At 71.9% G+C, this 23,688-nt stretch carries 15 protein-coding genes; 6 read left to right on the top strand and 9 right to left on the bottom strand.

The annotated features are described in order from the left end of the window. Nucleotides 1–9: 9 nt before the first annotated feature. Entirely contained in the window at nt 10–2,766 is a 2,757-nt protein-coding gene (locus tag F4553_RS04645) for a helix-turn-helix transcriptional regulator (RefSeq protein WP_184832480.1), read from the bottom strand. 181 nt (nt 2,767–2,947) lie between these two features. Here F4553_RS04645 and F4553_RS04640 point away from each other — a divergent pair, with 181 nt between their 5' ends. Next, nucleotides 2,948–4,024, top strand: a complete 1,077-nt coding sequence (locus tag F4553_RS04640) for an MBL fold metallo-hydrolase (protein ID WP_184832478.1) — start codon at nt 2,948–2,950, stop codon at nt 4,022–4,024. 183 nt (nt 4,025–4,207) lie between these two features. Here F4553_RS04640 and F4553_RS04635 read toward each other — a convergent pair whose 3' ends face one another. From F4553_RS04635 to F4553_RS41695, 4 genes are all read right to left on the bottom strand, one after another. Beyond that, complete coding sequence (locus tag F4553_RS04635) at nt 4,208–4,888, bottom strand: DUF6082 family protein (RefSeq protein WP_312875084.1); 681 nt, start codon at nt 4,886–4,888, stop codon at nt 4,208–4,210. A gap of 267 nt (nt 4,889–5,155) precedes the next feature. After that, nucleotides 5,156–6,025, bottom strand: coding sequence for an AraC family transcriptional regulator (locus F4553_RS04630; protein ID WP_184832474.1), 870 nt, complete (start codon nt 6,023–6,025; stop codon nt 5,156–5,158). Between the two features lie 140 nt (nt 6,026–6,165). Then, nucleotides 6,166–7,071, bottom strand: coding sequence for a hypothetical protein (locus tag F4553_RS04625; protein WP_184832472.1), 906 nt, complete (start codon nt 7,069–7,071; stop codon nt 6,166–6,168). Nucleotides 7,072–7,207: 136 nt separating this feature from the next. Continuing rightward, entirely contained in the window at nt 7,208–9,037 is a 1,830-nt protein-coding gene (locus F4553_RS41695) for an RICIN domain-containing protein (RefSeq protein WP_184832470.1), read from the bottom strand. A gap of 271 nt (nt 9,038–9,308) precedes the next feature. On the opposite strand from F4553_RS41695, the gene F4553_RS04615 reads away from it, so the two are divergent. Next, a complete protein-coding gene (locus tag F4553_RS04615) occupies nt 9,309–10,994 on the top strand; it encodes a right-handed parallel beta-helix repeat-containing protein (protein WP_184832469.1) in 1,686 nt (561 codons plus the stop codon). On the opposite strand, the gene F4553_RS04610 is transcribed toward F4553_RS04615, so the two are convergent. Genes F4553_RS04610 through eccCa form a run of 4 tightly spaced genes read right to left on the bottom strand, consistent with a single transcriptional unit; the run spans nt 10,995 to nt 20,083 of the window. Beyond that, nucleotides 10,995–12,302 carry a carbohydrate binding domain-containing protein gene (locus F4553_RS04610; protein WP_184832467.1) on the bottom strand — a complete coding sequence of 436 codons (1,308 nt, stop codon included), beginning with the start codon at nt 12,300–12,302 and terminating at the stop codon, nt 10,995–10,997. It lies immediately after the preceding gene. A 2-nt stretch (nt 12,303–12,304) separates the two neighbouring features. Beyond that, on the bottom strand, nt 12,305–14,341 hold the full coding sequence (locus F4553_RS04605) for an OmpH family outer membrane protein (RefSeq protein ID WP_184832465.1): 2,037 nt from the start codon (nt 14,339–14,341) through the stop codon (nt 12,305–12,307). Nucleotides 14,342–14,346: 5 nt separating this feature from the next. Further along, a complete protein-coding gene (locus F4553_RS04600) occupies nt 14,347–16,104 on the bottom strand; it encodes a hypothetical protein (RefSeq protein WP_184832463.1) in 1,758 nt (585 codons plus the stop codon). 58 nt (nt 16,105–16,162) lie between these two features. Then, nucleotides 16,163–20,083, bottom strand: a complete 3,921-nt coding sequence (eccCa, locus tag F4553_RS04595) for a type VII secretion protein EccCa (RefSeq protein WP_184832461.1) — start codon at nt 20,081–20,083, stop codon at nt 16,163–16,165. Between the two features lie 32 nt (nt 20,084–20,115). On the opposite strand from eccCa, the gene eccD reads away from it, so the two are divergent. The 4 genes from eccD (at nt 20,116) to F4553_RS04575 (ending at nt 23,679) form a co-directional block, all read left to right on the top strand. Beyond that, nucleotides 20,116–21,513: a type VII secretion integral membrane protein EccD gene (eccD, locus tag F4553_RS04590; RefSeq protein ID WP_184832453.1), complete on the top strand. Its 1,398-nt coding sequence runs from the start codon at nt 20,116–20,118 to the stop codon at nt 21,511–21,513. A gap of 4 nt (nt 21,514–21,517) precedes the next feature. Next, entirely contained in the window at nt 21,518–22,915 is a 1,398-nt protein-coding gene (eccB, locus tag F4553_RS04585; protein ID WP_184832444.1) for a type VII secretion protein EccB, read from the top strand. Between the two features lie 93 nt (nt 22,916–23,008). Then, nucleotides 23,009–23,368, top strand: coding sequence for a WXG100 family type VII secretion target (locus tag F4553_RS04580; protein ID WP_184832435.1), 360 nt, complete (start codon nt 23,009–23,011; stop codon nt 23,366–23,368). 2 nt (nt 23,369–23,370) lie between these two features. Beyond that, a complete protein-coding gene (locus F4553_RS04575) occupies nt 23,371–23,679 on the top strand; it encodes a WXG100 family type VII secretion target (protein ID WP_184832433.1) in 309 nt (102 codons plus the stop codon). Nucleotides 23,680–23,688: the final 9 nt, after the last annotated feature.

The raw sequence follows: 23,688 nt of genomic DNA, 5'->3' as shown, positions 1-23,688 counted from the left end.
CCGCGAGCGTCATGTGACGGTCGTCGCCTGCGGCCTGCGGATGAGGGAGCCGAGCTGGGAGCGGGAGGTGATCTCCAGTTTGGGGAAGATCCGGTGCAGGTGCGAGCTCACCGTGCGGTGGGAGAGGTAGAGCCGCTGGCCGATCTCCCGGTTGGTCAGGCCCTCGGCGGCCATCTGGGCGATCTGCAGCTCCTGGGCGGTGAGCCGGTCGCTCACCTCGTCGCTGCGACGGTGGCTCGCCTCACCGGAGGCCCGCAGCTCCTGGCGTGCCCGCTCGCCCCAGGGGATCGTGCCGAGCGTGTCGAAGGTGTCCCGGGCGGCTCGCAGCGGTGCCCGGCACTCGGCGATGCGCCGCTGCCGGCGCAGCCATTCGCCGTAGGCGAGCTGGGTGCGGGCCCGGGTGAACGGCCACTGGACCGACTCTGCCAGCAGCGCGGCCTGGTAGAGCGCCTCCGCATCGGCGTCGTCGGCGAGGACGGCCCTGGCGTAGCGCAGGCCCGCGTGCAGCGCCGGTGCGGGTGTCATGCCCCCCAGCACCTCCAGCTGCGCCACCAGCTCGGTGATCGCCGCACGGCGTCCACAGTGCACGGCGGCGTCGGCCAGCTCCGCCAGGGCGAAGCAGCGCAGCGCCGGGTGGAACGACGGGTCGGCCGGATCGTGCATGCGGCGCAGGTGCTCGTACGCGTCGAGGTAGCGCCCGGCCCCGAGGGCGGCGAGCCCGCGGGCGAGCTGGGCGGTGGCGAGGACCGGGCGGATGCCGCCGGACAGGGCGGCCCGCTCCGCCTCGGCGGCGAGGTCCCGGGCGTGGTCCTCGTGACCGCGCAGCGCGGCCAGGACCGCGCCCGTCGCCTGGCCGATCGCGAGGAACAGCGGCTGCGAGGTCTCCCGGGCCAGGCGGCTGGACTCCTCGGCGGCGGGGATCCCCACGCCCAGATCGGCCAGGTGCGCCGCGCTCCACGCCTGCGCGCCCAGCGCCCGCACCAGGAGCCCCAGCCGGCCCTGCGCCCGCAGCTCGCCGATCGATTCGCCGCAGCACCTCGCCGCCAGGTCGAAGGCTCCCACCAGGACCGCGGCGCTGCCGACCAGCCGCAGCGCCTCGGGGTCGCCGGCCGCTCGCGCCGCGCCCCTGCGCAGGCCGTCGATGACCGCGGTGCCCCGCTCGATCGGCGCGGCGAAGGCCAGGATCGCCAGCAGATCCGGGTCGTCCGGGCCGACCGGGAGGCTCTCGGCGACGCCGACGATGCGGTGTCGGGCCGCCGGGTCGTCGTGGGTCCAGAAGCACCGCAGTGCCGCCAGGTTGAGCAGCCGCAGCGCCACGGAGGTGTGGCCGTCGGCGGCGACCCGCTCGGCGACGTCGGCGAGCGCGCCGGGTTTGCGGCTCTCGTCGCGCAGCCCGCCGTCGAAGCTCGCGCCGATCCAGAGGAGCTGGGCCCGCTGGCGCGAGGACAGCGGCAGTGCGTCGGCCTGGCGTACCAGCCGGACCACGACGTCGTGGCGGCCCAGCTCGACCGCGGCCTCGGCGGCGAGCAGCAGCCGGGCCGCTCGCCGGTCGGGATCGCCGCTGAGCACCGCGGACCGTTCGAGGGCGGCGACCGCGGTCACCACCGCACCCTTGCGCCGGGCGAGGGCGGCGGCCTCCTCCAGCTCGGCCGCGATGCTCTCGTCGGGTCCGTGGCTGGACGCGGCCCGGTGCCAGACCCGGCGATCGGGGTCGCGGGTGAGGACCCGGGCCAGCGCCGAGTGCGCGGCGTGCCGTTGCGCGATGCCGGCCCGCTGCTGGATCGCCGACCGCATCAGGGGGTGGCGGAAGCGCACCGCCTGCCCGTCCACGGTGACCAGCTGCGCGGCGAGGGCGGGGGTGAGGTCGTCGACCGTGACCGCGGTGCCGGTGATGACGGTGGCGGCGTCGAGCGCTTCGGAGATCGCGTCGCCGTCGTTCAGCGCGGCGACGACCAGCAGCGTCGCGGTGCTGTCCGGGAGCCCGGACACGCGGGCCGCGAACGCCTCCTCCAGCCGGATCGTCAGCGGCCGGTCGGCGGGCGGCAGGATGTCGTGGTCGGTCAGCCGAGCTGCGGTGGGCAGCTCGACGAGGGCCAGCGGGTTGCCGTCGGCCTCCGCGAGCAGCCTGCTGCGGACATCCGGCGGCAGGTCCGCGGCGCGGGCGTCGAGGACGGCAGCGGCAGCGGTCGGGTCGAGGCGTTCCAGGCGCAGTTCGGCGAGCCCGGCCGCGAGCGAGCTGTCGAAACCGTCGCGGACGGCGGCGAGCAGCACGACGGGGTCGGACTCCAGCCGCCGGGCGACGAAGGCGAGCACCTCGGCGCTGGCCGGGTCCAGCCAGTGCGCGTCCTCGACGATCAGCAGCGCCGCGGTGTCGGCAGCCGCGTCGACCAGCATGTTCAGCGCCGCCAGCGCGATCAGGAAGAGATCGGATGTCGCGGCCTCGGCCATGCCGAACGCGGCGAGCAGCGCCTCTCGCTGCGGTCCGGGCAGGTCCTCGGCCCGCGCGAGGAGGGGGCGCAGCAGCGTGTGCAGGCCGGCGAAGGGCAGCACCGACTCCGCCTCGACTCCGCTGGTCGACAGGACCAGCATGCCGCTGTCACGGGCGATGCCGCGGGCTGCCCTGAGCAGGGCGGATTTGCCGATGCCGGCCTCGCCGCGCAGGACCAGCGCACCGCCGCGCTCCGCCGCGTGCCGGACCAGGTCGTCGAGGTGGCGCAGCTGGGTCTGGCGACCGAACAGCACCGTCCCCGGTCCGGCCCCCGCCATGCCACGTCACCGTCCACTTCGCACAATCGTCCCTGGTCCGAGCCCTGATCCTATTCGGGCCGGATCCGCGGGGACCATCGCGGGCCCGGGGCACAGTTTTTGTCCACTCTTTGCCCACCGCAGTCTCCCTACCGTGACCGCAGGCGTCATCGCGCTGTCAGCATCGCCGAAGGAGACAGTAATGATCATGGACCGTGACGGGCACCCGTCGAGCAGGCGTACCTTTCTGGGAGTGGTGGCGGCCGCTGCGGCGGTGCCGAGCGTCGGCATCCTGCTGCCCGGCGCCGCCCACGCGCAACCGCCGGCCGGACTGCCCGACTACCTGCCCATTCCCGCGGGTGCGGCCGGGCCTGCGCTCAACGCGGACGGCTATCACGTCGGGCGGATCAACGGCCACCTCCACTGGGTCACCGACGGCTTCTATCAGGCGATGTTCCTCAGCACCCGCAGCGGCGTGGTGCTGGTCGACGCGCCGCCCACGATCGGGCACAACCTGCTGCGGGCGATCGAGGAGGTCACCCGCGCCAACGGCCGCCCCCGCCGGGTCACGCACCTCGTCTACTCGCACTCGCACGCCGACCACATCGGCGCGGCCGACATCTTCGGCCCGCACGTCGAGCGCATCGCGCACGCGGAGACCCGCCGCCTGCTGCGGGTGGCCCGCGATCCGCACCGGCCCGACCCGACCGTCACGTTCGAGGACAGGTACGTCCTGCGGGTCGGCGGGGAGCGGCTGGAGCTGGACTACCACGGTCCCAACCACTCGCCGGACAACATCTTCATCTACGCGCCCGACCACGCGACGCTGATGGTGGTGGACGTGCTCTACCCCGGCTGGGTGCCGTTCAAGAACCTCGCCGTGTCGCACGAGGTGCCGGCCTGGGTCCGCATGCACCGCGTCGCGATGGACTACCCGTGGACGACGCTCGTCGGCGGGCACCTGGGCCGGCTCGGGGTCCGGGCGGACGGCGACGTGCAGCGGCATTACATCGCCGACCTGGAGGCGAGCGCCCGGTCCACGCTGGCGAGCCTGGACCCCACGCCGTTCTTCGAGAAGTACTCCCCGTCGGGCAACTCCTGGGCGGTCTTCAAGGCGTACCTGGACGAGGCGGCCCGGCTGGCGGCGGCTCCGGTGGTGGCCAAGTACGCCGGGAAGCTCGCCGCCGTCGACGTGTTCACCGTCGACAACGCGTTCGCGATGATCGAATCGGTCCGCATCGACCTCGGCGTCCTCGGACCGTTCGGCATCCGTCCGTAGATCTCTGCCGCCAGGGCCGGGAGGAAGTTCAGGAACTACTGATCGGCGTCCCGGATGGCGGTGTGGCTCGTGGAGATCTGAGTGACACCGTGCGGGCTGTGCCAGCAGGCAACAGCTGCTGGAACAGCCCGCACGGTGTAGCGCTCCCGCGATATTTAGCGCTCTGCTTCGTCGCGCGGCTGACTAGTTATTGTTAGATATTTCCTGGTCCCTCGGCCCCATCATGCGCGCCCTGTACTCGGCCTCAATGATGATAATGAACTTCCTCTTAACCTTGTCGTGGGCTTCGGCGGCATGATGCGCCCTATCCTCGGACCAATACTGAACAATTCTTTCCGAGGTAAAGTCGCGGCGGGCGATGTGGCGAATAGTTCCTTCGGAAAACTCGCCGATTCGATATCCAGCCAAATAGTACATAAACCACATGTTTATGTAGCGATGTTCGACGATATGACCGGTCGGAACGTCGTCGGCTTCGTCCCAGGGGCGGGTTAGGGCGGGATCGCTCATTCCCATTTTTGTCAGCTCAAGCTGCATGTTTCTTAAGAGCTCAACTCTATGGATTCCATTTTGCCTATTTTGAAGCGCAAGCGACAGTGCGACTCCAGCAAGGGCCAGGGCGCCAATCATTGTGGACATAATTGTGTATGCCTGGCTTATGTCGCTAGCGACCGCACCCTTCCTTGTGCCTATCAAAAATAGCGGTGAGAGCAAGATCAGTATGAGGATTCCGGATCCTGTGGCAATTGCTCCATATTTGCGAGCAATTCCTTTTGGGGCGGGGAATTTGAGGTCGGCTATGCCGTCTCGTACTGTAGCGGGATTGCCTCTAGATTCTGCAGATACGTCCGACAACGCGATCACCGCTCCGAGAATTGGGTTAGTCTGCAGCGTAGTGGGCGGGTGCAATCTTCAAATCCCTGCTGTGTCGATCATGGGCTGAGTGAGTTCTAATGCGTACCGGCTGGTAGGGCGATTCACGAGCCACGAAAGCGATCTCGTATCCGGAGTTCTGGACATGCTTGAGGTCGTCTCCCGTCGGCGAAGTCAGTAGGAGCGTTTACACAACTACTAGTTGAGGCTTGCAATTGCATTTCAGCGGCTATGCGCCCTTTTTGCGTGGGGGCGGAGTTACGCCGCTTCGATGGGCAGCCACAGTTCGCATGTCGCGGTGCTGAAGTCGTCGGCGCGGTCGAGGACCGCGACGATCGACGGCCCCGGCCGCAGCCGCCACGGGTTGGACGGGAACCACTCCGTGGCCGTCGCGGCCCACGCCGTCTGCAGCGTCTGCGGGTACGGCCCGGCGGCGCTGAAGACCGCCCACCGCCCGCCCGGCACCTCGACGGCGTCGAGGCCGCCGGGAGTGGGCGTGTCCGCGGCGACGGCGACGCCGTGCAGGTAGGTCAGCTCGGTGCCCTCGACCGCGTCGGGGTCGACGCCGTCGGTGATCTGCAGCAGGCCGGCCGGCTCGGCGGTGCTGAGGGCCTTGAGCCGGATGTGCTCCTCCGCCGGCAGGGAGGCGATGTGCTGCTGGATGTGCGGGTTGGCGCCGTGGTGGATCAGCGGCACCCGGGCCGCGTACCCGATGAGGCGGAATGCTGGGCGCTCGACGATGCGGGTGTCCATGGGGATGCTCCCTTCGACGGTCAGGCGGAACCTGAGCTGCGGTTGTGTGCGAAGGGGGCCGCCGTCGCGGCGGACATCGCCGGGGCTCGCCCCGTGCACGGCCCGGAACGCGCGGCCGAACGCCTCGGTCGAGCCGTAGCCGTGCCGGACCGCGATGCTCAGCAGGTCGTCCTCGCCGCGGACCACGTCGGCGGCGGCGACGGTCATGCGGCGGCGGCGGACGTACTCCGACAGCGGCATGCCCGACAGCGACGAGAACATCCGGCGCAGGTGGTATTCGGTGGTGCCGAGCGACGCGGCCAGCCCGCCGAGGTCGAGCTCCTCGGTGAGGTGCTGCTCGACGAGGTCGACGAGCCGGTTGAGTGCCGAGATCATGCGGCCTCCCTTCGACCTCCAGCCTGGCCTGGAGCGCTCTGGCTGCGCCCGATCGTGGCGGACCGATCCGATCATGCCGACCCGTGCGCCGCCATGGCGGGAGGCGGCGCCGGTGCGGCGCCGCCTCCTACCGTGCGATGTCAGTTCGCGCAGATCACCTGGGAGACGATGAAGTCCCAGTCGGTGCCGGTGGAGGTGAGCTCGGCGGCGACCGCGTCGACCTCGCGCCCGTCGAGGTAGGGGTCGACCAGGATCCGGGTCAGGGCCACGTGCCCCGGCGCGGTGAACGCGATGGCGCCGCCCGCGCCGTGGACCTTCTTGCCGACCGGGCACTGCGAGGCGGCGACCTTCTCCGCCTCGGAGTCGGAGTAGGCGGAGGGGTCCTGGACGATCTCGTACCCGGCGGGCGCGTTGACGCAGACCGCGAACGCCGTGGCGTACCACAGGCCGAGGTAGCCGTCGGCGTCCTCGTGGCCCTGGGCGTAGGAGGATGTCGTGGTCAGCGAAGCCCGCATCACCTGCAGCGCGACCTGGCCGCTGGTCGTGGAGACCGACGCCCCGGTGCCGATCACCTTCTTCACCCCCGGGCAGGTGGCCTGGGCGAGCTGGGCCGAGGTGGAGGAGGTCGCCGTGGACGCGCTGACGATCGTGTAGCCGGCCATCGGGTCGGCGCAGATCGCGTACGCGTCGAGCCACCAGTCGCCGGTCTCGCCGGCCGAGGTCTCCGCACCGGTGACGATGAAGTAGTCCAGGGCGCCGCCGCCGGGGTGGACCGGTTCCATCCGGGTCAGCGCCACCGCCCGGCTGTGGTGCTGCAGGTCCCAGACCAGGCCGCCGCCACCGCCGAGGACCTGTTTGCCGGCCGGGCAGTAGGCGGTGGCGCTCTTGGACGCGGTGGAGTTGATCGACGAGATCGCCTTCACGACCTGCTGTCCGGCGACGGCCGACGCGGCAGTGGCGCCGGTGAGCTGGACCGCGGCGACCGCCGCCGCGGTGATCGCCATCGCGCCCAGGAGGCTCGTCAGGCGGGTTCGTGCTGTGAGCATGTGCTTCTCCCTCATCCCTGCGGCGAGGTGCCGCAGGGATGAGGTTCCGGCGGAGGCTCACGGTGGCGTCACGGTCGGGTCAGGGCCGTCGGGCGGCGGCTCCCGCAGGCGCGGAGGCCGCCGCCCGTCGTGGCGGCTAGACCGGGCGCAGCGCCCAGATCAGGTCGCGGTTGTCCCCGGCGACCGTCTGCTGGTCGAGGGTGGACAGCGAGCCGGACGTCATGTTGAGGACCTTGCCGCTGTAGCGGTTGACCAGGAAGTAGGTGCCGTCGGCGACGCGCCGCAGCGTCCACTCCTGCCGGGTGCCGGAGGCGCAGGTGGCCTGCCGGATCTGGACGCCGTTGGCGGTGCTCGCCGACACCAGGTCCAGGCACAGGTTGCTGTTGACGTTGAGGAGCTTCCAGTAGGAGCCGCTCGTCTGCAGCTTCCACCGCTGGCTGGTGGCGCCGGTGGGCGCCGCGTGGTTGATCAGCGCGCCGGACGAGGTCGACGCACCGGCCACCTGGGCGTTCTCCAGGTTGTTGATGCCCTGCAGGTAGTAGACGCCGTTGTTGACCGGGGCCGGGTCGGTGATGCGGTTGAAGACCCACTTCTGGTTGCTGGCACCGGTGTAGACCTGCTGCTGGATCGGTGCGGGGTAGGCGCCGGCGACGGTCAGCGCCAGGCCCGAGAGCCAGTCGAAGATCGCGTACTGGCCGCTGCCGACGGGCAGGTAGGCGAAGCGCATGCCGTCCTGGCCGTTGCAGTTGTACTGCAGGGTGGTGGTGCCGGGCGTGGTGCCGCTGTAGGCGCTGTCCATGCACATCCGGCTGCCCATGTTGATGAACTGCAGACCGGTGGTGTAGCCCATCAGCCACTTCTGGCTCGGGGTGTCGACCCGGGTCCGCTGGCTCATCTCGACCAGCCCGCTGGTGGAGGCGCCGATCGGCTCGATCGCCTCGCCGGTGGAGACGCTGGTGATGGCGTAGGTCCAGCCGACCTTGGGGTGGGTGGTGACGTCGGCGGTGCCGCCGGCGATGAAGTACGCGCTGTTGGCGGTGTTCCAGTGCGTGGCGAGGTAGCTGCCGCCGGTCGGGTTGGCGTTGAAGTAGTCGTCGCGGTTGCAGTCGGGCAGGCGGAAGTCGTTCCACTGCAGGCAGTCCCACGTCGGCGTACCGCCGTAGCACATGAGGTCCCACTGGTCCAGGCAGTGCCAGCTGCCGTCGCTGTGCGCCGCGCTCAGCTGCACCGCGCCCAGCGTGTGGCCGAGCTCGTGGGCGATGGCGTTGGCGCCGAAGCAGCCCGGGATGGCGTCGACCCGGGCGAAGCTCTGCCCGTTGTTGAGGTTGCCCGAGCCGGTGGTGAGGTCGTCGTTCTTGATCTCGCCGACGCCGCAGATCGTGGTGGCCTCGGTCAGCATCAGGTATTTGCGGTCGGCGCTGTTGTAGCCGAGCGCCTGCGCGGCGAGCTTGCTGCTGTCCAGGGTGGCGAGGGCGCCGGCCGGGACGACGTGGTTGCGGACCACGGCCGCGCAGCCGCCGGCGACGGCGGTCGTCACGAACCGCAGGTGCCGGCTGCGGTTGCTGGTCGCCGCCTGGTCGTTGAACTGGTCGTCGGCGTTGGCGAGCCAGGCGCGGAACATCGGCAGGAACTGGGTGTAGCGGTCGGGCATGGTGGCCTCGCGCAGGTAGAGCACCTCGACCCGCTTGCCCGAGGTGCCGTCGCCGTCGCAGGCGACCAGCTGCGGCGTGACCGGTGCCGCGGCCAGGCCCGCGGCCGGCAGGGCCGCCGGACCGGTGCGTTCGCCGACCCGCGAGCCGGGGAACGTGTCGTAGGAGGCGGTGGTGCAGGAGGCGGGCCTCGCCCCGGGGTCGGGGTGGGCACATGGATCGCCTGCGGCGCCCGCGGCCGACGTCGAGGTGGTGACGAGGCCGGTCGCCAGGAGTGCGCCGGTCAGCGCGAGGCTGAGGTGTCGCCGAAGCAACATGGAACTCCAATCGCTCAAATCGCCCGCATGCCGTCTACATGGGACGAGGCAGCGATCATCGTTACATCGGCATTGAGCGATGACAAACGTACGCAATATGTGCCACAAACCCTTGACTCCTCCCAACCGGACCTGTTACCCGACGGGCGAGAGGCCACCGGATGACCCTGCGGTGCAGGCGAAGGAGGTTCGCGGCGGTCATCTGGGATAGAGTCTGGCCACCGGGTTCGAGCTGCCGGGCCGACCCTCACGAACGTCCACTCGGGGAGCCATGTCGCAGACCTTGCTCGTGTCAGCAGCCCAAACGGGTGCGTACCCGACGATCTCCGATGCGATCGCGGTCGCGCCCGCGGGCGCGACCATCGTGATCGCGCCGGGGGAGTACTACGAGAACCTGACCTTCGCCCGGCAGCACGTGACGCTCGCCGCACAGGAGCCCGGCAGCGCGACCATCCACTCCCGCCGCGACGACCAGCCGGTCGTCGAGTGCCGGGGCGGCAGCGTGGAGCTGCGCCATCTGGTGCTGCGCGGAGCGGGAGCCCCGGCGGTGACCGCGGTCGGCTGCACGGTGAAGGTCGTCGACTGCGAACTCTCCGCGGGCCTCGCCGCCGCCGTGCAGATCGGTGCCGGGAGCACGTTCGAGCTGGACCGCTGCCGGGTGACCGGGGCGCAGCTCGGGTTCCAGTTCGACAACTGCAACGGCGTCGCCTCCGGCTGTGAGATCAGCCACGTCGTGGAGGACGGGATCCTGATCCGCTCCGCGGACCTGGCCCTGCGCAACACGACCATCAGCGACTGCGGCTACCGCGGCATCTACATCTATGATTATGCCCGCCCGACGGTGGAGAACTGCGACATCCTCCGCGTCGGCGAGGTCGGCATCGCGGTCGCGCAGGCCAGCTCCCCGATCCTGCGCCGCTGCCGGGTGCAGGAGACCCCCGGCCACGGCATCAGCGTCGGGCCCGGCTGCGGCGGCCAGATCGTCGACTGCAAGACGGAGAACACGGCGCTGCCGGGCATCCTCGTCGCACCCGACAGCACCGCCGAGATCCGCTACTCCTCGGCGGAGCGGGCGCGGGTGGCCCAGCACAGCACCGGCGCGCCGCTCGTCTCCGCCAACGGCGCCGACGCGCACCGGGTGGAGACCCTCCTGGCGGAGTTGGACCGCCTGGTCGGGCTGCCGGGCGTCAAGGCGGAGGTCCGCGCGGTGATCGACGAGATCCAGGTCAACGAGTGGCGGCGCAGCGGCGGGCTGTCGGTGACCCCGTCCAGCGGTCACCTGATCTTCGCGGGAGCGCCGGGCACCGGCAAGACGACCGTCGCGCGCATCTACGGCCAGCTGCTGGCGGCCCTGGGCGTGCTGCCCAAGGGCGCCTTCCGGGAGGTCGCCCGCCGGGACCTGGTCGGTCAGTACCTCGGGCACACCGCCGAGAAGACCGCCGCGGCGTTCGAGTCGGCGATGGGCGGGGTGCTCTTCATCGACGAGGCCTACACCCTGTCGCGGTCCTTCGGCTCCGGCGGCGACTTCGGCCAGGAGGCGATCGACACCCTGGTCAAGCTCATGGAGGACCACCGGCACTCGATCGCGGTGATCGCGGCGGGCTACACCACGGAGATGCGCAACTTCCTCGACGCCAACCCCGGTCTGGCGTCGCGTTTCAACAAGACCATCGAGTTCGAGGACTACACCGGCGACGAACTGGTGCAGATCCTCGCCACGATGGCCGAGTCGAACGAGTACACGCTGCACCCGGAGACGCTGATGGCGGCTAAGGGCTACTTCCGCGTACTGGAGAGGGACCGCAACTTCGGCAACGGCCGCGAGGCCCGCAAGCTCTTCGAGGGCATGCGCAAAGCGCAGGCCCAGCGGCTTCGCCAGCTGCGCCGGATGCCGTCGCAGGACGAGCTGCAGCTGCTCGTGCTCGACGACCTCGCGGCGGTGACGGAGCTCGCCTGATCAGTGGGCGACCAGGGTCACGTTGTCCAGCCAGAAGGTGAAGGCGCCGTTGTTGCCGAGCTGGAAGGAGACCAGGCCCCAGTCGGTGTTGACGTTCGACGTGAACGTGTAGCTGTAATGGCTCATCGACGAGTCGACCGAGGGGTTCTTCCACATCGTGTTGGTGAAGGGTGACCCTCCCATCTGGACGGTCACGGCGATGCTGCGGGTGACCGACGATGCGGCGTCGAACGACAGCGTGTAGGACTTCCCCCGGATCAGTGGCGAGAAGTCGTGCGCGACCATCGCGTCCCACGCCTGCGTGGTGCCGGAGCTGACATCGGCGCGCAGCCGACCGCTGTCGCTCCTGACGGCGACGACCGGTTTCGATCCCCACCAGGGCGAGGTGCCGCTGCTGAAGCTGCCGTTGCTCAGCAGCGGGCCCGGCGCGGGAGGCTTGGGCGACGTGGCGGGCTTGGGCGGTGCGGTCGAGCGCTGCGGTGCCTTCGGCGAGGCGCCCGGCGCGGTGCTGGCCTGCACCGGCCGAAGCGGCGGGGAGGGCACAACCGTCGGCGCCGCGGTCGCCGACTGCACGGGATCGGGATCGGGCGTGGGGCTCGCAACGGTCGGGCTCGGGCTCGCGGTGGCCGCGACCGGTGGCGGCAGCGCATCGGCGGCGGAGCTGCCGGACCCGGCCCAGATCCCGGCCGCGACGACGACGGCGAGCGCCGCCACGGTCGCGGCGGCGATGAGCGTGGGCTTGCGCCGCGGCCGTGGCAGCGCCACGGTCCATTCCGGTCGTCTCAGGGCGAGCCGGGGCAGCCGCAGTTGCGGGAGTCGCAGGCGGGGCAGGTGCAGTCGGGGCAGGTGCAGCTGCGGGAGCCGAGGTCGCGGCAGCGTCGGCCGCCAGGCCACCCGCGCCATGATCGCGCGGTGCCGTGCCCGTGCGGCGGGTGCGGCAGCGACCGGTGCGGCAACCACCTCGACGGGTACGCCCGCCGCCGCCCCCACGGGAGCGGGCACGGTCGGCGCCGGTCCGCCGGAAGTGACCGCCCTCGCCGATCCGGACTCCACCGGTGATGGCGAGACCTGCTCGCCCCGGTCCGCAGTCGTGGGGGTCTGAACAGCCGTCGGCTCGATCCGCTCGGCGGGCCTGGTGACGGGGGCGGGAGCAGGCTCCACCGCTGACGCGACCTGCTTCACCGGCGCTGCCGTCGGCTGTGGACGCGGTGCGACCAGCAGCGCCGCGCATGCCGGGTCCAGGCAGTAGGGGCTCTCGCCGGACGATTCGCGCCCGCACTCCGGGCACTGGAGCAGTTCGCCGCTCATCGTCAGTTCCCCACGCCGTAGGTGCCGCGCTGGGTGCCCTCGGTCTCGGGCTCCTCGACCTGCGCGTCGTTGGTCCAGCTCTCGGTCTCCAGCGCCACGATCTTCGGCTTCGGCCGCTCGTCGCGTCCCCGGCCGGACAGCGCCTTGCTGGCCTCGTCGGCGTCGAGGACGAGTTTCGGACCGCCGGGTCGCCGGACGGTCCGGGGACGGCCGCCGCCACCCGCACCGCCACCGGTGCCGCCGGGCGGCATCATCGGCGGGATCATCGGCATGGAATTGGCCGCGTCGGCCTGGTTGGCGTCGGCCGCGCCGAGCGGGGTGGCGGCGAGGCCGTCGCGCCCCAGCAGCGTGTTCTGGCCCTGACCGGCGCCGAGGCCGGCCAGGTCGGTGTCGCGGGCGGCGTGCTCCCGCCCGGACAGCGCGTTGCTGCCCGGTCCGCCGGTGCCCGGCGTGGCGGGCAGGGTGACGCCGCGACCGCCGCCGGGGCTGCCGCTGCCGGGCGAGCTGGGCAGGCTGACCCCGCCGGGCCTCGGCACGCCGGGCACGGAGACCTGCGGCACGGTGGGGACCACCGGCGCCTGCGGTACGGCGGGTGCCTGCGGCATGACCGGCGGATTGATGCCGGCGATCCCGTTCTTGGCCGACTGGGCCGCCTTCAGGCTCGCCTGCAGGGCGGCGATCTGGGCCTCCTGCTGCTTCTGCATCGCAGCGATCCGGGCCTCCGCCTCCTTGCGCATCTTGTCGACCTGCGCCTGGTACTCCTTCTGCAGCTTCGCCAGGCGTGCCTCGGCCTCCTTGCGCTCCTTCGCCAACCGGGCGAGGAGGTCCTTGATCGCCTTGGCCTGGGCGGCGATCTGCGCCTTGAGGTTCTTGTCGTTGCCGGGGTTCGGCCCGATCTTCGGCGGCTTGGCGCCGCCGCCGGGCCCGCCACCCGGCCCGCCGCCGACGGGACCCATCGGAGGGAACGGATTGGGCTCGGCGCCGGGCAGGCCGAGCATGGCGGGGTACTTCTGCGGCTCGCCGGCCCAGGGGGTGAGGAAGACGATGAGGCTGGCGAAGCTCTGCATGGTGGTGACGGCACTGTCTTTGAAGGGCTTTTCGAGGGCGTCGAGCTCCTCTTGAGGGAGGGCGTAGTTCTCCTTGCGCCACTCGTTCAGCGACGTCCGCATCTCCTTGGACCATTCCTTCATCGACTCGACGACGCCGGGCAGCACGTTGAGCACGTGGCTGCGTTGCTCGATGGCTTTGCCCCACGCTTCCAGCGAGTCCACGGCCATGCGGGTCTCGGCGGCATACATCAGCTTGGCGTGCGAGTTCGCGGGCCATGCGTGGCCGAGGTGTGTCGACTCCGCCTCCAGCTTGGCGTGGGCCCGCGTCGTCGCATCGGCGATCGCGTGCCACCGGGTGGCTTGGTTGGTGAAGTACGCAGCGCTGAGACCGTCGAGGAGGTCGAAGATCGTGTCGACGGGAAAGCTCTCCCACGGCGTCGTGCCGCTGTGGGGGTTGTAGCGCTTGTAATAACCCGTCTGGTGGGGAACTCCGAGCGGCGGAACCTTCACTTGGGTCTGAGCGAGGTAGTCGTCGGCCGGGATGGTGGGGCGGGTGTGTCCGGTCCACGCCCAGGACTCGAGCATCTTGTCGACGTCGCCGACGACCTTCTTGGACTTGACGTCGCCGCCCTGGTAGATGTTGGAGCTCTGGATCGCCGCGTTGCCCAATGCGTTCAGGCCGCTGGCCGAGTCGCTGAGGTACTGGTACATCACGTAGGCGTCCTGCGCGACGGTCTCGGTGAGATCCTTGTACTCCAGAAAGCGCGCCTCGGCGGTCTTGGGGTGCATGACATTCTGATTGTCGGGGGTGTATTTGGCGTTCGGCGATGTGGTGTTGCGGGGCAGGCTGATGAGGTCGTCCGAGCCCTTGGCCGTGTCCCCGTGGCCCTTGAACTCGCCGTAGACGTCGTCGCCGAAGCCGGTCCCCAGCTTCTTGATGGTCCCGCCGTAGGCGGCGAGTTCCTTGCCGCGGACCTCGATCTCTCCCACTGCTGCTACCTCGCCCTAACGTCGACGGTGTGAACGTCCGGTGCCTCGGCTGCCTGCTCGGCCTGCGGCTCGCCGGTGTCCGGTGTGTCGGCGACGGTCCGCCGGCGTTGCTGGTCGTCCCGTGCCGCTGCGGCACGGCGTCCGGCGGCGATCTCGCCCGGCGTGCCCGTACGCGCCTGAGTGGACTGCGGTGTGCCGCGGACCGCGCCGGGCCCCATCCGCCCGCCGAGCGCCGCCCCGGTCGCCAGCGGGGGCACGAACCCCGATGCCGGTGCCGCGTCGTCCTGGGTGCGCTGGGGTGTCGCCTCCAGCCGTCCGCGCAGGAGCCCGTCCTGCCCGGCGAGCTCCGTGCCCGGCCCGAGCACGGTATCGGGGGCCTTCGCCGATCGCCGCCGGGCCAGGGCGCCGCCTCGGCCGGCGATGAGCCCGCCGAAGGCGCCGAGACCGCGCGGGGCGGCGGTCGGCTTACCCCCGGGGGTGTTGGGGTTGGCGCCCAGGGCGCCAGGGGCACGCAGCCCGGACGGCACGGGTCGGCCGGCCAGCACTCCACCGGCTCCCGCGCCGGTGGTGACGACGGGCGCGACGCCCGGCAGCACCGGCGGGGCGGGCGGATCGGGGATCGGCGGCGGCGCCGGCGGGGTCGGCGGCGCTGGCGGGTCGGGGACGTCCGGCAGGTCCGGCGGCCCGGGCGGCGTCGGCACCACGGGAGGCGCCGTGGTGTGCTGCGGCGGAACCCGCTGCCCGGCCGGGTCGGGGGAGCCGAGGAACCCGCGGAAGCGGCCCGGCGGGTGCCAGGGACCGGCGTCGACCAGCTTCTCCCCGAGGCGGCGGCCGAGGTCGCGAGCGGCGTTGGTCGCATCGGTCGTCAGGCCGCGGATCTTGCGGTCCAACGCGGCGATCGCGGTGGCGTCGGTGGCCTTGGCCCGTTGGGCCTGCGGCTCGGTGAGGTCGGTGGCGAGGGTGTCGATGATGTGCCGCAGCTTGACCTGCTCCGCGCGCAGGGCCTTGGCGGCGGCGCGCAGGGTGGCCTCGCGGCGGGGCATGGCGTCGACCCACGCGTCCATCGTGGAGAGTGAACGCTCGACGTGGGCGGCGAAGAACCGCCCGGCGGTGCCGCCCCAGGACAGGTCGGGGACGTCGGCGGCGAGCGTGCGGTGCGCCGCACGCAGGTCCCGCCGCACCTCGCGCCACCGGTCGGCCAGCTCCGCGGGCAGCCCGGCGTCGGCACCGAGGATCAGCTCCCCGATCGTGTCCAGGTCCAGCGCGGCCCAGTCCGTGCGCTGCTCGTGGTAGTCGAGCACCGGGTACTCCGGCTCGGGCCACATCGCGGGCAGGTCCACGGTGTTGGGGCGGCTGCCCAGGTGCGCGAACTCCGACGATCCGGCCTGACCGGCCAGGAGGGACTCCTCGACGTGGTCCAGCCGGTCCCGGGAGTCCTTGTCGGACGATCGGTAGTCGCGCCCGCTGGCGGTCGCGATGCGCCCGGTGGTGTCGAGCCCGTCGATGCTCTCCCCGATGAAGATGGCGAGCATGCGCACGTTGTCGACGCTGATGTCGCCGAGAGCCCGCCACTCGGCGAACCCGGCCGGGGCGCGGATCCCCTGTGCCACCTGGGGCATGGTGCCGCCGGTGTCGTCGGGATGAGAACCGCGCAGGTGGGGCAGCGCCTCGGCGGCGAGGTGCCGGCCGTTGGCGATGGCGGCGTCGCCGAAGGTGATCAGGCTCGCCGGTCTGGTGGTGATGCCGTCGTTGTCGTCGGCCACGCTCGCGTCCTCCCCCCGGATCTCGGCGAACTCCACAGTAACGGCGCGCGTGCCGAAGTTACAGGGGAGGTGGAGACCAGCCGAGCTGGACCAGGCGCGGTCCGTGCTTGCGGGTCACCAGCCACCCCCGCCCCGGCGGCAGGGTGCTGGGGCGCACGCTGCCCAGCAGCGGTCCCTCGTTGCGGTCGCCGGACATCACCAGGCCCGGGGTGTTGAGGTCGCGCAGCCGGGACATCGACGCATCGAAGAACGAGCGGCTGGCGCCGCCGCTGCGGCGGGCCAGCACCAGGTGCAGGCCGACCTCCCGGGACTGGGGCAGGTATTCGACCAGGGCGCCCAGCGGGTTGCGGTCCCCGGCGACCAGGTCGTAGTCGTCGACGAGCAGGAACAGTTCCGGACCGCTCCACCAGTCGCGCTTGCGCAGCTGGTCCGGAGTGACATCCGCCCCGGGCAGACGCTGGCGGAACACGTCGGCGATCTCGGCGATGAGGTCGGCGGCCGGTTTCGCGGAGATCCCGTATCCGAGCAGGTGGCTGTCGGGGATGGCCCCCAGCAGGCTGCGGCGGTAGTCCACGGCGATGATGCGGGCCTGCTCGGGCCGGTAGTGGTCGCTGATGGAGCGGGCCAGCGTGCGCAGGAAGCCGGACTTGCCGCACTCGGTGTCGCCGAAGACCAGGAAGTGCGGGTCGGCGTCGGCCTCCAGGTAGACCGGCTGCAGGTCGTGCTCGGCCAGCCCTATCACCGGTCCGGGCTGGTCGGGGCGCTGCGGCAGCTCGGTGTAGGCGACCTCGGCGGGCAGCAGCCGAACCCGCGGCGCCGCGTCGCCGTCCCAGGCGGCCCGGACGGCGCCGACGAGCTCGGCCAGCTCATCCGGCGTCGCGTAGCCGGTCAGGAACTGGTAGGACTCCGGGGTGATGCCGCGGCCGGGAGCCTGCTGCGGCACGTTGGCGGCGGCCCGGCGCCCGATGACGGAGTCCGACGGGTCGCCCAGGCGCAGCTCCAGCCGGGTGCCGAAGACGTCGCGGATGGACGGACGCAGGTCCATCCAGCGCCCGCAGGTGCCGATGACGTGGACGCCGAAGGCCAGCCCCCGGTTGGCCAGCTCCATCACGTCGCCCTCGAGGTCCTCGAAGTCGTTGCGCAGGGACAGCCAGCCGTCGACGATGAGGAACACGTCGCCGTGCGCGCCGTCGATCTCGCCGCGGGCGAGCAGGCGCCGATAGGTGGCCATGGAGTCGATGCCGCGGCTGGCGAAGAGCTGCTCGCGCTCGGTGAGCAGTTGCGTCAGCTCGGCGACGGTCCGCCGGACCTGGTTGGCCTCGTGGCGGGTGGCGACGCCGCCGACGTGCGGCAGCTCCCGCAGCGGCGTCAGCGCGCCGCCGAAGTCGAGGCAGTAGAACTGCACCTCCCGCGGGGTATGGGTGACCGCCAGGTTCATCATCATCGTCCGCAGCAGGCCGCTCTTGCCCGACTGCGGCGCACCGACCACGATCATGTGGCCGTTGGCGCCGGCGAGGTCCAGCCGCAGCGGATCGCGGCGCTGCTCGAACGGCTTGTCGACCAGCCCGACGTTGACCGTCACGCTCCGGTGCGCGGCCGTGTCCACCGTGGCGAGTCCGCGGCCCGCCGTCACCGCGACCGGGCCGGTGAGCTCGGACAGCGACGGCGCGAGGTCCAGCGGCGGCAGCCACACCTGGTGCGCCGGGGTGCCCTGGCCGACCAGGCGTCCGGTGAGGATGTCCAGCAGCGTCTCGCCCGTGACGTCCTCCAGCGTCTCGGCCGCGGCCACCGCCGGTGCGTCGGCGCCCTGCCGCTGCGGCGCGACGTAGCCGGAGACGAACGCGTGCACCTGCTCGCCGTCGACCTGCGCGGGCCGGGCCTCGTCGCGTTTGTGGGCGCCGGAGACGTAGGCGGCCCGGAAGCGGGTCATCTCCTCGGTGCCGAACTTCAGGTAGCCGTGCCCGGGGGCGCGCGGCAGCTCGTAGGCGTCGGTGACGCCCAGCACCGTGCGGCTCTCCAGCGGGGAGAAGGTGCGCAGGCCGATCCGGTAGGACAGGTGCGTGTCCAGGCCGCGCAGGCGGCCCTCCTCCAGGCGCTGGCTGGCGAGCAGCAGGTGCACGCCGAGGGACCGGCCGACCCGGCCGATCTGCACGAACATGTCGATGAAGTCGGGCTTGACCGAGAGCAGCTCGCTGAACTCGTCGCAGACGATGAGCAGGCTCGGCAGCGGGGCCAGGGGCACCCCGGCGGCGCGGGCGCGCTCGTATTCGCGCTGCGAGACGTAGTTGCCCGCCTTGCGCAGCAGCTCCTGGCGGCGGACGAGTTCGCCGTTGATGGCGTCGGTCATCCGGTCGACCAGCGGCAGCTCGTCGGCGAGGTTGGTGATGACGGCGCTGGTGTGCGGCAGCTTGTCCAGGGTGACGAACGTGGCCCCGCCCTTGAAGTCCACCAGCACCAGGTTGAGCACCTCCGGCGGGTGGGTGATCGCCAGCGCCAGCACCAGCGTCCGCAGCAGCTCCGACTTGCCCGACCCGGTCGCGCCGATGAGCAGCCCGTGCGGCCCCATGCCGTCCTGCGCGGACTCCTTGAGGTCGAGCTCCACCCGGGACCCGTCGGCGCCGATGCCGATCGGCACCCGCAGCCGGTCCCGGTTGGGCCGGGTCAGCCAGGTCTGCACCGGGTCCAGCGTGTAGGGGTCGCCGATGTCGAGCAGCTCCGACAGCCCGTGCACCGAGGCCATCGCCTGCCCACCGGTCGCCGCTGCGGCGAGCCGCAGGGGCGAGAGCTGGTGCGCCAGCGCCTCTGCGGCGACCAGCGACAGCCCGTCGGCGAGGCCGAGCGTCTCGGAGCTGTCGTAGGTGCCCGCGGTCAGGGTGCCGTCGGCGGCGATGCGCAGCAGCAGCGTGGACCGGTCGGGGTGCCGGGGCGGGCGGCCGTTGATCTCCACGACGAGGACGCCCTCGAGACCCACGTCGGCGGTGAGGTGGTCGGAGCCCACGGTCTCGCCGCCGTCGATGACGACCAGCAGGTGCGGGCCGTCGATCTCGGTCTCCACGGCGCTGGGGCTGAAGCGGGGCCGCCGGGCCAGCAGCGTGTCCAGCAGCGCCTCCAGGCCGACGACGGAGGGCGCGAGCAGCCGCAGCGGTCCCAGCGCGTCGGTGTCGGTGGGGTGCGCCGCGTGCGGCAGCCACTTGGCCCACTCCCAGTAGAGGCGCTCCTCGCTGCCCGCGCAGACCGCGACGAGCAGGTCGTCGGGGGCGTGGAAGAACGCGGACTGGGCCACGATCGCCCGGACGAGGCTGCGGGCCTGCCGCTCGTCGCCGAGCACGTGCAGCTTGGCGAAGCCGGTCACGGCCAACACCACCGGCAGCTGCGGCACCTGCCGGTAGGTGGCGAGGAAGCGCCGCAGCGCCCCCGCGCTGACCGGCTCGGCCTTCTCCATCGGGATGAACGGCGGCGCGATCAGCGGCGTGGCGAGGTCGCGCTGGCCCAAGCCGATGCGGATCTGCCCGAAGTCGGCGTCGTCGGCGCGCCGCTCCCACAGCCGCGAACTGTCCACCAGCGACCACAGCGCCTGCGGCTGCGGGTGGCGGTAGTACTCCGCCGTCCACTGTGCCCGGATCGCGGTGCGGACGTTGCGCCGCAGCCCGCCCAGCTCGAACAGGTAGTTGCGGCGCAGGGCCCGCATCTCGGACTTGCTGCCGCCGCTGGAGTGCTGGGAGAACTGCATCGCGACCATGCCCAGCATGGAGACGCCGAGCAGGCCGCCGGTGATCAGCCGCAGCGTGCTGCCGCTCTGCCCGGCGAAGAGCAGCGCCATCGCCACGGCGCCCGCGCCCATCGGCAGCAGCATCAGCACCCGGCTCCAGGACTTGCCCTCCGCCTCGGGGATCTCCGAGGGCTGCTCGATGACGACATCACCAGCCGGATAGGGAGGCATCGGACGGCGTGGCGGTCGTCGGCGTACAACTGTGCTCACGCGAAAGCCCCCCGGCACTTAAGGTCGTCTCCATGACCACAACCGATGGTGGCCTCGTCCGTATCATCATGCTTGCTCCGAAGCGCCGCGTCGAGATGGCTGTACCCGAGCACGTTCCGGTCGTCGGGCTCCTGCCGACGCTGCTGCGCCACGGCGGGCCGACGCTCGCCGAGGACGGCGTGGAGCGCGGCGGATGGGTGCTGCGGCGGCTCGACGGCAGTGCTCTGGAGCCGGACCGGTCGATGGCCGCCCTCGGTGTCCACGATGGAGAGATGCTGGTCCTGGCCCCGCGCGACCAGGAGTGGCCGGAGCCCGCCTACGACGACGTGGCCGAGGCGATCGCCGCCACCGCGCAGCGCCTGGGCGCGCGCTGGAACGCGCAGGCGACCCGCGCGACCGGCCTGGCCGCCGCCGGGGTCGCGCTGGCACTGGGGCTGCTGCTGGTCTGGGTCACGCCCGCCGACAAGCACATCGCCGGGTACGCCGCCCTCGCCACCGCCGTCGTCCTGCTCGGTGCCGCGGCGTTCCTGTCCCGGACCGCAGCCGCGGACCGGGCCACCGCGGTCCTGCTGGCCGGGTTCGGCACGCTCTACGCGGCCGTCGGCGGCGCTGCGGCACCGGCACTGCGCCCGCTCGCCGACGGCATCACCGCCTGGCAGGTCGTCAGCGGTGCCGCGGCACTGGTCTGCGCCGGGATCGCGGGCCGTTTCGCGGTCACCGGCCATGGGCGCTACTCGATCGCGGCGGTCGTCTTCGCCGTCGGCGGCGGTGCGATGGGGTTCCTCGCCACCGTGCAGGAGACCGCCACCGCGGGTGCGGCGGCGATCGTCGGCGGCGCCCTGGCGATGTCGCTGTTCGCGCTGCCCCGGCTCGCGATGAACCAGGGCGGTGTGCCCGCTCCGCCGATCCCGAGCCTGACCGGTGCCGAGGAGCCGATGCCGGTGGCGGCGCAGCTCTCGCAGGCCGTGCAGCGCTCCGACGAGCTGCTGGCGGGGCTGCTGCTGGGCATCGGCGCCTGCATCGCGCTGAGCGTGTGGCTGCTGGTGCTGACACCGAGCACCGGCGCGACCTACCTGGCCGCCGCCATCGTCGCGCTGTGCGCGCTGCGGGCGCGGGCGTTCGCGGCGGTCCGGCACCGCGTTCCGCTGCTGTGCGCCGCGGCCGCCGGTGCGGCGGCACTGGGATGGCTCGGCTGGACCGGCGTCGCCGCCGCCGACCGGCCGGTCGCGCTGATCCCGGCGCTGGCGGTGGTGCTGGTGGTGGCGGGGGCGGTGGCCGCGGCCGGGTCGCGGGTGTCGCGCCGGGCGCCGTCGCCGCACTTCGGCCGGGCCGGGGACATCGCCGACACGCTGGTGACGATCGCGGTGCCGATCCTGGTCGCCCTGGTCCTGGGCCTGTTCGGTGTCATGCGCGGGATCTGGGAGTCGTGAACCGATGCTGACCCGTCGCGATCTGATCCACTCCCGGCAGTACCTGCGCCAGCGCTACCTGTGCGCCATCGTGTCCCATCGGGCCGACCCGCTGGACTGGGCCGGGCGCAACGCCGGGTCCGCCGCGTTCGCCGGGGTGATGATCCTGGTCATCGCGCTGGCCGGTACGGCGGTCCTCGGCAAGATCTTCCCCGGCGGGTCGAGCGCCTGGAACAAGTGCGACGCGGTGATCGTGGAGCGGGAGACCGGCACCAAGTACGTCTGCGGCCTGCAACCCGACACCCTGCACCCGGTGCTCAACTTCGCCTCGGCGGCGCTGATCAAGGGCACGACGAAGCAGGTCACCGCAGCCCGCTCGTCGCTGACCTGGCCGCGCGGGCCGATGGTCGGCATCCCCGACGCCCCGGACAACCTCCCCGGCGCGGGCGGCCTGCTGGTCGGCGCGTGGAACCTGTGCAGCGTGCTGCGCGACGACGGCAGCGGCACCGCCCGACCCGCCAGCGTCGTGCTGGTCGGGTCGGGACCAGCCGGGGCGCGGCCGGCCGACGCCAGTGCGGTGGTCGTGGCGGATCCCGACGGCGGGCGGCACCTGATCTGGCAGGGTGCCCGCTTCCCGCTCACCGACGCGCGGTTCGTGCTGTCGGCGCTGGGACTGACCCCGGAGGCGGGCGTGCCGGTCGCCGCGAGCTGGCTGGCGCCGCTCCCGCTCGGCCCGGCGCTGGGCCCGATCGAGGTCACCGGTGCCGGGGCCGCCGTGCCGGGGCTGCCGTCCCTGCGGGTGGGGCGCTTCGCCACGGTGGCCACGGCCGACGGAACCACCCGGTGGTACCTGGCCCAGGCCGGTGGCCTGCAGGAGGTCACCGAGGTGCAGCGCAGCCTCGTCCGGACCGCCGACCGCACCCCGGTGGCGCTGTCGCCGACCGACCTGACCGCCCCCGGCGTGGTGATCATGCCGCCGATGGCCTACGCGGGGATCCAGCCCCCGACCCGCATCCCCGCCTACACCACGCCGTCGGCGAAGGAGCAGACGGTCTGCGCGGCGTACCTCGGCGACACCGTGGGACTGACCGTCGACGGCACGCTCCCGGTCGCCGGTGCGCGCGCTGTGCCCGCCGCCGCCCGCAGGCCGCTCGCCGCCGACGCAGTCCTCGTCGAGCCCGGACACGGTGCGCTGATCCGGGCGCTGGCCACCCCCACCGCCCCGGCCGGGACGCTGATGCTCGTCACCGACCTCGGAGTCCGCTACGCCTGCGCCGACGACGCGGCCGCGCAGTCGCTGGGCTACCCGCGGGGCACCCCGATCGCGGTGATCCCGGCGGGACTGCTGGCGCTGCTGCCGCAGGGCCCGGCGTTGGACGCGTCGGCGGCGTTGCGGATCTTCGCGCATACCGCAGCAGGTTGATATTCGGCGCCGAACCTTTATGGGGCAGCGGATCGATGTCATCGTGGTGTGGACAGGCGTAGGGCCGATTCACGAACGAGGGGAGGCCCAGGGATGGCGGGCGAATTTCGTACCGATACCAATCTCATGCACCAGGCCGCGAAGGATGTGGACAACACCGCCGACACGCTCGCACAGGAGCTCTCGGCGCTGATGACCAGCCTGGGGCCGCTGGAGGAGGAGTGGCGCGGACGCGCCGGAGCCAGGTTCGACGAGCTCAAGCAGCTTTTCAACACCCGGCTGCGCGATCTGCACGCGAGCCTGGAGCAGCTGGCGTCCTTCATCGACAAGAACTCCACGCAGTACTCCGACGCGCAGTACTCCGCGCACCAGACGTTCGACTCCGTCGGAGCGGACCTGGGCAGCGGAACGCCCCGGACCAACATCACCGCAGCCATGATTCCGAGGGGGTAACCGTGGGTTCGCCAGATTATCTCAAGGTCAATTTCGAGTCCGTCGAAGGCGCCGCGCGAGCCATCCAGAACGCCATGGTCAACATGGAGCAGGAGCTCGTGTCGATGGCGAACAAGCTGCGCCCGATGGTGGAGACCTGGAGCTTCGAGGCACAGCAGGCCTACGTGGCCAACCAGGAGCAGTGGCAGAAGAAGGCCGAGCTGCTCAACCAGACCGGCATCGAGCTCGCCAACCAGATCATCAAGGCCAAGAACATCATGTGGGACACCGAGCAGGCAGCCGTCGCGCTGCAGCGGTCCTTCAGCGTCTGACCGGCACCG

It is taken from the genome of Allocatelliglobosispora scoriae (assembly GCF_014204945.1).
Lineage (GTDB): Bacteria > Actinomycetota > Actinomycetes > Mycobacteriales > Micromonosporaceae > Allocatelliglobosispora > Allocatelliglobosispora scoriae.
The sequence above is the reverse complement of the archived record's forward strand: the minus strand, read 5'-3'. Positions and strand labels throughout refer to the sequence as shown.